The sequence below is a fragment of the Segatella salivae F0493 genome (assembly GCF_000477535.1).
Taxonomy (GTDB): Bacteria; Bacteroidota; Bacteroidia; order Bacteroidales; family Bacteroidaceae; genus Prevotella; species Prevotella salivae.
The window spans coordinates 57307-71408 of record NZ_AWGW01000007.1; the positions used below are offsets into that span (position 1 = coordinate 57307).

5 protein-coding genes are annotated in these 14102 nt (G+C 41.4%); 2 read left to right on the top strand and 3 right to left on the bottom strand.

Annotation, left to right across the window (positions count from 1 at the left end):
- Positions 1–223: 223 nt before the first annotated feature.
- Genes HMPREF9145_RS02900 through ruvA form a run of 3 tightly spaced genes read right to left on the bottom strand, consistent with a single transcriptional unit; the run spans position 224 to position 8943 of the window.
- Positions 224–805: a GNAT family N-acetyltransferase gene (locus tag HMPREF9145_RS02900; RefSeq protein ID WP_021825060.1), complete on the bottom strand. Its 582-nt coding sequence runs from the start codon at positions 803–805 to the stop codon at positions 224–226.
- A gap of 14 nt (positions 806–819) precedes the next feature.
- Positions 820–8310: a T9SS outer membrane translocon Sov/SprA gene (gene sov, locus HMPREF9145_RS02905; protein WP_458693787.1), complete on the bottom strand. Its 7491-nt coding sequence runs from the start codon at positions 8308–8310 to the stop codon at positions 820–822.
- A gap of 15 nt (positions 8311–8325) precedes the next feature.
- Complete coding sequence (gene ruvA / locus HMPREF9145_RS02910; RefSeq protein ID WP_007135806.1) at positions 8326–8943, bottom strand: Holliday junction branch migration protein RuvA; 618 nt, start codon at positions 8941–8943, stop codon at positions 8326–8328.
- A gap of 1005 nt (positions 8944–9948) precedes the next feature.
- Here ruvA and HMPREF9145_RS02920 point away from each other — a divergent pair.
- Positions 9949–11013: a glycoside hydrolase family 43 protein gene (locus tag HMPREF9145_RS02920; RefSeq protein ID WP_021825020.1), complete on the top strand. Its 1065-nt coding sequence runs from the start codon at positions 9949–9951 to the stop codon at positions 11011–11013.
- 17 nt (positions 11014–11030) lie between these two features.
- The gene (locus HMPREF9145_RS02925) at positions 11031–14090 is read left to right on the top strand and encodes a hypothetical protein (RefSeq protein WP_021824824.1); all 3060 of its coding nucleotides are present in this window, start codon (positions 11031–11033) and stop codon (positions 14088–14090) included.
- Positions 14091–14102: the final 12 nt, after the last annotated feature.

A 14102-nucleotide genomic window follows, 5' to 3' on the forward strand; every position in this document is an offset into this window, starting at 1 on the left:
AAACATAAGGCCAAAAAAAATTGATTGTCTCACGACAACCAATCTTCTTAACCTTAATAATCTAATACCATGAAAAACACATTGCAAAGATATATGTAAGTTTCATTAATTCCAAATAAAACTACAACAATCTTCTATTCTTTAATACTTTTTAATTAAATATGCAAGTTCTAAGGACTTTTTAAAAGAGAAATGAGCCTTTTCTTCACCTTATATATATAGGTCACTGGATTTTCTTTTGCAGATGTTTCATGGGATGTGAGCCCCACTCTCCATCGTCGACATAATGAAAACCCAAACGATGATAGAGCCGCTCTGCATCTGGATTACCTTTGTCAACTAACAAACCAACAGACAATCCGAGTGCCTCAGCCTTTTTACATGTAGCATTCAGCAATGCTGTTGCAATGCCTTTACCCTGGTAACGGACGTCAACAGCGAGGCTATCTACATAGAGTTCTCCGGCTTGAGTCTCGTCATTCATACCAGAATAATCAATGCCAAAGCTATTTAAAGCCTCATCTATGAAGGCTTGACGTAAGGCTTTTAACCGACCACCCTCGTAGCTTACACAACACCCAATGACATGATTATCATCCAAAGCAACAAGCGTATGAAGAAAAGAATATTGCGAATCGTTACGCTGAACAAGTCGTGTCATCAGCTGATGAAAGTCATTTAGTGTGTGGTTTGGGCCTGCAAAATAGCGACAACAATCGTGATTCATGGCCAACATAATTAAACTTGCAATGTCAGAAGCCTGATGTGGCTGTGCATTTGTTATGATTATTTTTTCTTTTTCCATTGTTATAAAGAGGTTTAACGAGTCAAAGAGAACTTTACACTCAATCCAAAATCGCGTGTAGAAATAGGATAACTATTACTGCTTAACAGCGGAGTATTGTTCTGAAAGTCATAGAAGAAGCTCATTGTCAGCATGCGTGAGAGTGTATAATCAGCTGTAAAGCTCAGCCGAAGTGCAGAGTTTCCACTGCTGGCGTTGCTTGTTTGTGAAGCAATATCACGCGTAAGGGAAGCTTGTCTGCGGAAACTGAAATCGAGATTAAGATTCAAATCATGATTCACTCCATTGCGCTGAGGAGTTAAAATGGGCTGTTGTGTGTCAGTGTTTGCCCCCTTCTTATGATTTTTTGCTTTCCGTTTGGTTTGTAAACCGAATAGTTTGAAGTCATTGATACGATATCCTAAGCCCAAAACCCAATCTCTACTGACTGCCTCATTCAATTGAATGCTCGTCATACTAAGGTTCAAACTACGAATTGTTCGATACTCTAATTTGGCTGTCATGCCACTATTGAAGGTCATATCTATGCCCAATAATGGAGAAAAGGCCTCGTTAACGCTGACTGTAGAGACATTGAACATTGAATTAGGAATTGGATTTCCCGAGGTTGCATCAATGATAAAGCCGAGTCCATTCATGTATTCCTGATAGCTACTAAAGGAGAAATACGAGCCAACAGTATAGATACTGCGATAAGAATGATTGATATTGAAACTGCGAAAGACTTCTCGGAACCATGGCAATTGAACCAATCCACTATAACGTATATTCCAATTTGGGAGCAGTTTAGACAATGAAGGGAAGATAGAAAGGCCTTTACCTTTCATGCTTGTATAGGCAGAAAGGAAGGCAGGAACCATCACATCAGCGTTATATTTGGATATCGTTCCGTTGGAAGGATGAAAAGTTTGTCCTGCTAAAGGAGTTCCTACAGGATATCGACTGCCATAATATTGCGCCTCAACACGCTGCCGAAAGTCATCAAGAAGACTGCAGAACTTATCAAAACTCTTACTATGATAACCGCTATTTGCATTACCTATGCCTTCAAAAGCACCTCCTATAGAAATCGTTGTCATAGCAAACGTACCACTTTGCATTGTGGGATGGCCTGCATACATATACTGAATGCTGCGTGCTTTGGTAGAAACGCGTGTTGCATTTAAGTCAATCGTAAAATCACGGAAAGGCACAATAGTAGCCCGAAGCTGTAAATCCTCAGTAGAAGTAGTGTTAGCTGGGGTCGCGATAGAATCGTTAATGAGTAGCCAATTGCGACTAAGTGCTTTATCAACATACGCATCTCCGATGACACCAAAAGCGAAATCAAGTCCTGGAGAAAGTAAACCACTGCCACGAGTCTGCCCAAAAGCTTTCCCAATATTAGGCATAAAACCAGGCAAGGTCATAGCATATTGATTACGATAGCTAACACTTAGGTTTCTCACCATCATCAATACGCGAGCCAAACTCTGTGCCGTTCGATACCAGTTCTGGCTTTCTAAAGGTGGTTTTACATTCACTGTAACCTTCACTTTTAGCGTAGAGTCAACATGGTTTGTTATGCGTAACCTATCGTTATCAACCTTCTTAAACCTCAATTTGAAAGGATGTCCATCCTCAGTTCGTGCATTCACCACGATTCTTCGGCTATGCTTAGCATGTGAAATGACAATTGTCGTATCAGGTCTCAATGTGATTTCTTGTTCAAAACTGCCTTTATTCTTCGGCAAATCAAGTTGAGTTTGATGCGGTAATTGCTTCTTTTTACCACCAGAACTCTGTCGATTATAAATCGGTCTTCGGTTGAATCGCTCATTCGTTTGCTTCAAAAAAGGAATGTGATTGTATAATCTCTCTAAGTTAAATGAACCATTCACATTAAGGTTTCGATTACTTGTAACCGTATTTCCAAGGCTTATATGATTCTCGTTCTCCGTTCCTCGCACCCATGTATAGCTGGCATTATATTGCGCATCGGTACTAATCCAATCAAAAACTGGAATCAAATTCAACGGAAGTTGATAAGAAAGAGTGAACGATTGCTGATAATCTAACGGCGTTCCAAGTCGTTTTATGCTCGTCCAAACGCTATCTCGCCACGCATGATAACGGTCGGCATAGAGTGATTTGTTTATAGGCGTGTAGGGTTCTTCTATTCTTGACCGCGTGGCACTTTGGAAATTCATGTGTATATTGCGTGTCAAATCCCAACGAAGTGAGAAATCTCGGTTCCAAAGAAACTGCTCATTGAATGTCAACGGCAATCGATTGTTCTCCAAACTCTCCATATCTCGCTCCTGAAACTCATAGTAATTGCGCATTAATTCACTGTTGAATCCAACGCTCTGTGGTAACCAATTGAGTCCAAATCTCTTTAAGATGTCCCACCACTTTGACCTACTTTTAATACCTTTAAAAGGCTCCCAAGTCTTGTAATTTGGGCTCCAATTATAGTTCATTGCACCCCTCCAATTATCTTCTTTCTCGTAAACGGTTGTCTCACCACTTGTGAAACTATGTGAATGACTGTAGGAGAATGAGAAGTTAGCAGGGTCATAAGGCATGGGAGAATTCTTCGTTTGAATTCCTATTCTCACATTAGACAAAGAAAGGTTTGTATTGATTCGTTTCGTTACAGCAATCGATTCTATACTGTCTCGCTCTGCTTTTGAGGCTGATTCTAAAGCATCTTTCAACGACAAATCTGTATCTAAAGGATTATATTTTGGTTTACTTGTCTCATGACTTACTGAGTAATAGAGAGGTGCTGAGACTTTAATCTTGTCGGGAAAGAACTTACCTAATTCCAAACTTGTAGTCACACTATAACTTGAAATGCTTTCTTGTGTCCTGTCAGCAACCTTACTTTCCAAGCCCCCAAAGCCTTCACTGACATATCGTCCCTGTACATTTAGCGTGCCCAAATCAGACAACTGAACATTTAAATTGCCATTTGCAGCCCACCCACCTTTATTATTATACTCCTTCAGACGCAGCTCATTAACCCACACTTCGCCACTCTTTACATCAGAAGAAAGGTTTCTTACTCCGATAATCATCGTCTTTATTTCCCCCAAAGAAGGGTTACCCATGATGGTAACCAAGTTTGCAGGGTGGGCATTATCATATGCCGTGAAGGCCTGAACAAAGCTTGCATGTCCCTCAGCCTTAGCCTTATTGCGTTGCAATTTCACATTGGTCAATAACGCCAAAGGTATGTCTATCATATTCTCTTGAGGCCAAACCACAGCACGATCTGACGGAGAATTAAGGTTATATCTGCCTGCAGGAGTAAGCTTTAATGGTACTTGATACTCATAGAAGTTATTCTTATAGTCTGATCCCAAGCGTATAAACACGGCCAATTGATCGTCATTTAACTGTGTGTTATTTTGCTCAAAGGCATTCGCATGAACGTACATTTGCAAACGTTTATACTGCCTTAAGTCGACCGTTGCATTCTTATAAACAGCCTTACTCTCACCATGTGACAAGTTATTTACAATGAAGTCAAGGGCCTGTTCATTACTTTCTACCAACTGAGGTTGTGTGGGATCTTGTTCCCGATTGATGCCCGGTGGGAGGATATAATTAACAGGTGACTTTTCACCATTCTCCTCTAAACTTACCGAACTGACTGCAAGTGTCCCCGAACCTGTATGATTATCCAACGCATTTTCATAGATTCTCCAATCTCCTCTCACGAGATCTAAGCTCCCAAAGCGTAACACAATGGGATGCTTAAAGCCTGTAAGGAACATACGCATAAAGCGAATACTCGTAAAATCGGAAATCGAACCAACTCGTCGTTCATATTCTTTCAGAGGAATACGGAATTGATACCACGTAACCGTTTCAGTCTGTCTATTTCGCAATTTCACGCTTGCATCGCGTTTATCTACAATGAAATTATTCCCTACTACCATATCATTTGGACGCAAAGAAACATGATATTGGTAATACTTTTCATATTCATTTAGCGTATAATCCTGATTGATATCCTCCACATCCGGTGTCGTCTTATACGATGTATCATATCGTTCTTGGCTGGATTCACTATCGGGAGAGTTACCTTGTGGGTTATTAATATACTTGTAACGCCGCAGGATGTCGGCCTTCATTCGGTCGTAATCAGAACCTCGAAAATAATGATAGTCGTCGTTAGCTGGGTCATTATAGATTGAATCCCACACCGAAGCACTCACATGTCCCTGTATAGATGAGAGGAAGTTTTGATAGGAAGTATAATGCCGTTCCTCTTCATTATTGAGACCATTCAAGCCCACATCCTGCATCGATCGAGCTCCTTTGGTCGTTGCAAAGGCATAAGTTACCACATTGGATGTAGGGATTTTACCCCACTGAGTAGTAACATAACTATGCGAACCATCTACCGGCATACCGCTCTCATAGAACTTTCTTCCATCATGAAGCACATCTTCTGAGACTTCACCTAAGTTCAAATAGAAGTCTCCTCCATAATCGTTTGCGTTGGGTTTTCGGTTAGAATAGATGAATGGATCAAGCAACCAGAACTCCACATACTCTATATTTGCCTGTTCAAAATCATTCGTATCAAGCTTTCGCATGAGTCCACCCCAGTGACGTTCTGGGTTAGGAAGCGTTCCATCTTGACGCAAATTAGGGTTAAAATTATAAGGACCTCGCTCGTTAGGATAATAGGATATATTAAACACATTCAATGTAGATGAGGAGCCATTATAATTATTTATGTCACGTTTTGGATAGAGTTCACGCGTAGAAACCTCACGAACATAGTGATTAGATAGCTGTGTTAAGTCTCCTTTTATATGTGCGGGTGTCAGCGAACTACTACGTCGTGTGAACAAAGGATCTATCGTATACCAAGCTAATTGCGAGCGATTGAAGCCGCTTGTCAACGTGGTTTTATCTGCACTTTCAGGGAACATTGAGGGCACACTTGATAGACTCCATGACGTTGGAGAGGCGATATCAATCTTATTTGTCGTGCTTTCAAAGTCATCAAGATACGAGGCATTGTCTTGTGTTCCGCTATTCTTTCCTGCCACAAGTTGTGCAAATTCGCCCGTGAAATTAATCTGAGAAGGTTGTGTAAGATGTAGAAACGGCAACTTATTCAACATGTCAGTAAGCCATTGACTCTCCTTTTTCCAATTAATGTTCAAGCCCCACAACGTGTTGTTCAATGGCTCACTGCCCATCGAAACCTTATTTGTCATGGCCTGTTCTGATAGATGTTGCAACGTACCGCTTAGCTGAAGACTGCGTGAAAGGTCGTATTCCCAGTTCACACCAAACATTGTTTTGCGTTGCATTCCATAATCATTGTTACTCTCAAGTGACACATTTACGGGCGTGCCTGCATCGAGAATACTCTGGTTAAGGATAGTAACTTCGCCGGCACTATAGTCCACACTATAGTCTGATCCCTCTGTTAATCTCATGCCACCAGCCGTTACTACGACCGAACCTTGAGGGATATTATAAGCTCCAAGCGCAATAACATTAGCCGAAGAACCACGAAATTGTCCCACAAGTTCATACTTATCTTTCTCTGCTATCTGCTTTGCTACAGTGCGAGTATTATCATATAATTCACTAAACACATATTTCTTTGCCTTGGCAACTGGCACACCTTTACTCACAAGTCGCCTGTAAAGGTCGTCTCCAAAGGGTTCAGGTTCGGGGAGAAACACGCGTCCATTGCTCACCGTATACCCCTCTACATAATCAAAATAGCCATTACTATAAGGACGATTATTATTATCTAACCGGTCAGCACCAAGGAGTTTAACGATTGATTGCTGCTTAACTTGCGGCTCAGGGATATAGTTTAAGTAGACTCCTGTGGTATCACTTTGGTACTTGATATCAAGTCTAAACCGCTCCTTCTCAACCATATCTCCAAGTCGATAGACATTCTTCATCATCAAGTTCCAGTTACCTTGCGACGGAACATTATTCGTATTCTTCAATGATTTGACGAACAACGCCTCATCAACATTCGTTCTATCGGCCGCAAACTCACCCACTTGATAGGTCTGTCCACCATAAGTATACTCGAAGGCTACAGCCACAACTTGGTCTGTACTGATACCCGTATTGAGACTGATAAAGCCTAAAGCCTTGTTCACGGTATACTCAGAAGGAGTCAACAAGCGTGCACTCTCAAGCTTCTCATAGTCATTTCCGCCCGTCAACCCTGCCCCATCAAGCACCGACGAGGTTTGATTGATATCACGTGCGGCATTAAACGACCCCGTCATTGCAGCATATTCGGTGTTCGCATTGTTGCTCGGAACCGTCATTCCTAACGTCGACCAATGGTGTGTATTGCTTATATTGGTATTCTCACCTAAGTCTGTCAGTGCCACAATATTACGCGTATTTGTTGTTGAACCCGACTTATTCGTCACCCAAACCTCCACGCGTCCGATGTTAATTCCTGTCTTTACATTCGGTAAAGACTGCATGCCCTCGGCATAATGCTCACGAAAATACTTTGCAAGGAAATAGTGGCGGTTCTCTTCATAGTCTGCCGCGCTGAACTCAAATGGAGTCAACTGCACCCCACCCCGACTTGAAACGCTCTTTGAGGCGCTTTTCTTCTGCGAAGCAACCAACTGCATTTTGAGTCTGCCAAACTGCAAATCGGTGCGCAAACCAAACAGCGATGTGGCACCACGGATAAGTGATGAGTTCGAAGGAAACGAAATATTACCTGCCTCAACGAGTTTAACTATCTCATCTTCCTTGCCTTCATACTTCAACTTTAGATTCTGGGCATCGAAGTCAAAGGTTGCATCGGTGTTGTAATTCAAGTTCATATTGACCTTGTCTCCCACCTTTCCATTGACATTTAGATTAAGTTTCTCATCGAAATTCATCGTGGTTGTATGCCGCCGATTGATAGTCAATGCGGGGTTATCTATGTTTTTCATCGTTGCACCAAACTTCAATTCGGCTGTTCCTTGCGTGCGAATCCGCACACCACCAGGCCCAAAAATCTTCTCCGCTGGGCCTAAATCGAAATGCATATCGCTGAAATCAAACTTATCTTTCCCTTTCTGTTGAAATATCTCTGCATTTTTTTTACGGAAAAAAGCATGTTGTTGTTGACGCCCACTCCAGTCTAAATATTCATTAGGAAGCATTATTACAGGTGCCGAAAGATAGGTTCCACCCAGTCGACGCCCAATAAAATAGGCATTTAACGAGTCATTATACGAAACCTGATTACGCAAATCCTGAGGTGTTTGCAAATCAAGCGCACTGCTATCAAGGTCGGTCCACGTGATGGGTTGCGTGCGTTGAACGCGCCAAAGCGGCTTTTTCACACGCTTTGTTGAATCGGTCTGCATCTCACGGCGGTCTTTTTGTGGCGCCACAGCCTGCTGTTGACCACGATTTTCGCGTTGAAAGAAAGGCACACTAACCCCATAACTGACAGCAAAAGCCATCAGCAAGCCTAATAACAGATATGCTTTCTTGTTACTCAACGAAAGAAGTTTGTGCTACTTTAATAGTTTAAGGGCCTCTTTAACCACTTGTTCTACGGGGAGATTTGCCTGCTTTTGCAAGATAGAAACGACCACTTTTGCAATGGGAGCTGGCGAGAAACCAAGCATGGTTAAAGCCGCAACAGCCTCTTCTTTCACGGCATTATTCAACGTGCTTTCAGCCTTTTCACCGCCCACATGCAGTTCATTTGCAATACCACTTGCCATGATTTTATCGCGCAAATCAACGATGATTCGTTGTGCTGTTTTAAGCCCAATGCCCTTCACTGTCTTTATCATTCGCTCATCACCATTGGCAATTGCGTTGCAAAGTTCAGTCGGATTCATCGACGAAAGCATCATACGTGCGGTATTAGCACCCACACCCGACACCGTAATCAGCAAGCGATAGAGTTCTCGTTCCTGCTTATTCACAAAGCCAAACAACGTGAAACTATCGTCTCTTCCGCCTGTAGTCAGCGCCTCATGTACGTAGAGTTTCACCTCCTTTTTGCCTTGAATGCCACTATAAGTAGTTAGTGAAATGTTGAGTGCATAGCCCACTCCAGCCGCTTCAACGACTGCCAACGCCGGTGTAAGTTCGGCAAGTTGTCCCTTAATATATTCTATCATTGCGTTTAATTTTCCTGTATTTATATTCTAAAAACGCGTACGCGCGCGTTATATTGTATTGAAAACATAATCTCATCAGACTGAAAAGTCAACACCAATGGTCTGCATTACCACGATAACAAGCTATAGGAAACGCCACGTCGGTCCTCAAAACAGCCTATTGTTTCAACCCATAAACTTAAAAATGCGCTCTCCTTTTTGTGGTAAACCATGTAAATATAAACGATTATTTTTAACACTTCAATAATACTTCTATTAGGCATGAGTAAGATAAATTATTTCCGTTTTTCTACAATAAGCAACGAAAGTCAACCGCATTTAGAGCTCATCGCGATGCAAAATGACTGAAATCACACCCACAAACGCGTCAAATTAGCCCATAAAATAAATGAAATTAAGTCATAATTCAAGTCATTTCGCTGCACTTTTTCACATGATTTTTGCGTATTATTAGATGCACTTTTTGTAATGACTTGAAGGTCAAGAGAATACAACACAGCAGAAAATGACAGGAAATTCACATGCAACCATCTCATGCTTTGAATTTAATGGTTATTTTATCTTTATCGTAAAGATAAATGATTGAAATTAACATTTCATACGCAGTGGTTGAAACAATAACGTAAGATGATTCTTTCTATCTAAGAATAAACCTCGGCTCATCAGTCAACAACAATGCAAATGAGGTAGGAAATCACTCAAAACTGAACACTAAAAATAATAATGCACAAGACGAAAAAACTTGATTCATCATGGGCTATTCATCAAAACACGTACTCATTTCAAGCTGTTTTATTGTTAATTTACACTAAAAGATTTCACGAATAATAACATCTTTCTAAACTTTTTCTATCTTTACAACGCAAAACTTTCCCCATCATGGGTTTCATTCTGTGACAAAGTGATATGCAAAGTCGCTGAACACGATTCACGAAGTCTGAAAGATGATGAGCAAAACGATATGATACCATATCCAGAAAACAATCTAAACCAATAGATATATATATGATTAACCTAAGCAAGAAATTAAAGTTTGCGTTACTTTCACTATTTGTTTTGCCCACCATGGCACAGGTAGAACAAGTTAAAAACCCTTATGGTTACCTCTATTGCCACATGAGTCGTAAAGGAGAATGGACGGCTTTTGCACTCAGTAGAGATGGACAGAACTGGCATGACCTTAATAATGGTAACGAGGTTTATAATACAAAACAACTTTCTCAGATAGAAGGTGGCGCGCGAGATGCCTATATTGCACGCGCGGCAGACGGCAAAGGATTCGTTATGGTCACTACAGACATGTGCCAACAAATGAGTCATCAATGGTCGAACTATGGCATAAACCTCCTTCATTCGAATGATCTTATCCACTGGGATGGCGTCACTTTTGACTTCAGAAAGGGTCAAAGCATCTTCTCAGATAAGTCATCTTCCGATGTATATAAAGACTATTCAGCCATTCATCGCGTGTGGGCTCCCCAGGTGATTTGGGACAAATCATATCGTTGGCCCAATGGAAACAAAGGTGGATATTTTATTTATTACTCGCTGCTTAATAGCAAAGAAGACAAATACGACCGTGTTTTCTACTCGTATGCAGACCGAACTTTCACCCACATCACTAAGCCACGAGTGCTCTTTGACTGGGGATATGCAACCATAGATGCCGACATTGTGTGGGTGGATGCAGACAAAAGTTGGCACATGATGATAAAGAAAGAAGGTGGAAAACGAGGCATCTTTACGACCAAATCAAAAGAACTGACTGGACCATGGCCTGCTCCCAACGAGACAGACTATGTGAGTTTTGAAGGCAACAAGCAATGCGAAGGCGCGTCGGCCTTTAGGATTTGGGGCGAGAAAGGCTGGAGAGTGGGTTATGTTGAGTACTCTTCTTGGCCAACGAAATACCGCATTTGTCAAGCCGATGAAAGGCTACAGAATTTCCATTCTCCCACAGATATCAAAGGCGTTGCAGACCCTCAACATGGTTCTTTCCTTGCACTTACGAAGAAAGAATACCTGAATTTAGAGAACTATTGGAACAAACAAGATGATAAAAAAAAATAATTAACGGCGAAGACTCCATGGACACACTTACCAAGAAAAATCGAAAATGGATGGCTGTTGCGGCATTTCTCATGCTCGCTCACCACGGATTGGCGGCTAACGAGATTGTTGAGACGCCACAAGTAAAAGGAAAAATAACCGTCAACAAGGCACAAGACTATGTTATTACCAATAAAATCCCGTTTACAAAAGAGGGTTCTGTTGACATAGAAAACACTGAACATGCCGCAGTTATCATTCGAGAGATTAAGCCATCTCGCGTACTTAAGGACTGGATTTCACATATAACCATAAAAGGAATTGCGGCATCTGATGGGCAAAACTGCCAGGTTAAGATGTATGGAAGAGGCTCAATCATCTTGCCTTATGACAAGGAAATACGTCCTCTAACGTGTTATTCGGGTCGGAATTTCAATGGTAAATCATGCAATGATTACACTGAAGGACACAACGGAGAAGGCTTTATGAAGTCGCTAACGGAAGGCACTTTGAACAACAAAATCATGTCATTCAAGCTGAAAAGAGGCTATATGGTGACGTTCGCTTTGGGTGTAAAAGGTTGGGGATATAGCCGTTGTTTCATTGCCGATAAAGAGGATTTGGAAATGAATCTGCCTGAAAACATGGCCTCAAAGGTTTCTTCTTATCGACTTTTTAAGTGGCAAGATGCGAAGAAAGCCAATGCAGCCAGCACGGAATATAAATATCTTGACTTAGTAAACGCAACCTCAGGATTTGGTTGGAACGAGGGACATAACTTGCTTCCTGACATGGAATGTGTTCCCAATCATATCTATGAAGGCTATCCCAGCGTATCAACGATTGGCAAAGTGGACTGGGCTTGCCACAGCAAGAACAACAATGAGCCCGGTAATCCGTCTGATGATCATCCGCAAGATGTAGCAACCGTACTTGCAAACTGGCAGGAAGTGATGCGCACGGGATTGCGTCTTTGCTCAGAATCTTCACATGATGGTTCGATGAATCATTTGCAAGCTTTCCTTGATTCGATTGATGCCAGAGGGTGGAGATGCGATATTATTGACCTGCATTGTTATTGGAATCAAGGCCAATTCGATAATCTCACGAACATAAGCAACCGATATGGCAAGCGACCTATATGGATTTCGGAATGGGTTTGGGGTGCATGGTGGAGCGGACAAGGCATATTTCACCTTGTCAAAGATGCCAATGATTTCTCTCAGCGGGCTCAAAAGGCACTCTATGATGGTACGCGTCCCATCCTGGAAAAGCTGAATTCGAATCCTATTGTGGAGCGATACTACTATTGGGATAGTGAGAAACGCACGAGTCTTTGGTCGAGAAATGAAGCCGATACATTGTCAATGTTAGGTAAATACTATGCAAACATGAACGAACCCCTGGCATTTAATCGCAAGAATGAATACATCCCAAAGGTGGTTTACTGTCCTGCAACTGACTTTAACGCCTCACTTTTAAATGAAACTAATGAGGTTAAACTGACTTGGAACGACCCCAATGGCGACATGGTAGATTCAGTTGTCGTGCTATGTCAGCGTCCTGGAGAAGAAGAATATCGTCATATCGCTAATATTTCTCTGCGTGATGCAAATTCAGTTTATGGCAGTTCGTATTCTTATATAGATGAAGCACCTAACGGAACAAACAAATATCGCATTGCAATTTACCCTGTTGGGAAGAGTGAACCATGTCTAAATGAGCCTCAAACGATACTTATTGTTTCAAAGAAAGCCATTTGGAAAGATGTTACATCCAATTATGTTGTGAATGCAAACTTTGATGATGAGCAGGAATTTTCAGTCAGTTTGCCAACTGGAACGGATAAACATCAAGCCATAAATGGCTGGAAAACCACAAACAATAGCAACCTTGGGTGCAGTGGAGTGTTTGGAATTGCAAGCGGACAAGAGTTAAACAAAAAGCAAGTTCCATTGACTAATGCCGACAACACCAATGTAGGTGGAGCCTTAGGCATTAGTCAAGGTTGGAACACGCCAGCCTGTTATACGCAAAAAATCAAGCTTCCGGCAGGCACATATCGCTTTTCTTATGCCGTGTTTAATGCAGGAAATGCGACCGAAACAAGTAATCTTTGCGGCTATAAAATAGGTTCTCATGCCTTTGTTTATAGTGATTACACTTCGTTAGAAGCAGGGAAATGGAACGTGATTAACTTTATTCCAGTCACCCTAATGAAAGAAACAACCGTAACTTTATCCTTAGGTTTCATTGCAGGAAACACTACTTCTACGAATAATCCCTATTATTTCTACGATTATTTTAAAGTGGAACAAGCAGATCTTAGCAAGGTAGATGATGCAGGATATGAGGCAGTTTATAGTGATGTTACAGAGAAATTCATGCATAATCCAGGGTTCGATATTGAGCAAGATTTCCAAAACCATGACGTCAGCAATGGTGTTTCAAATCACCATCAGGCTACAAACTGGACAACAGATAACCATGCTGATTATGGTTCGAGTGCTGTTTTTAGCTTTAAAAACCCTAAAAAGCTCAATAAAATAACATCCCCTGACAACAACACTTACGGCGAAACATCAGGCGGTTGCTTAGGAATTGTTCAGGGATGGGGAGCAGAAGCCTGCTACAAACAGAACATTCAACTACCTAAAGGGACTTATCGCATAAGCTATTCTGTATACAATGCAGCTAATGATGAGACTGAAATTACAAGCCGATGTGGCTATAAAATACAAGATAATCCCTTTGTTTATGACACTCAAAATCGGTTTAACGTGGGGACATGGACAGAGAGATTACTCCCCGAATTCACGATTAACGAGTCCACTCCTATCACGATTTCATTAGGTTATAAGGCTGCAAACACAACATCAGATAAGCATCCTTTCCTCTTCTTTGACTATGTAATGATAGAGCAAATTGGGGATAAAGATACCCTTGGTCTACATAAAATAAGATACAATTCCTCACAAAAAGGCATGGGTACTGCCACAATCTATAGCACCGAGGGGGTTAAACGTCCTACCCTGCAGCGTGGATTGAACATCATAAAATATGCAGATGGAAGTACACAAAAGGTCATACGTAAATAACATAACATATTA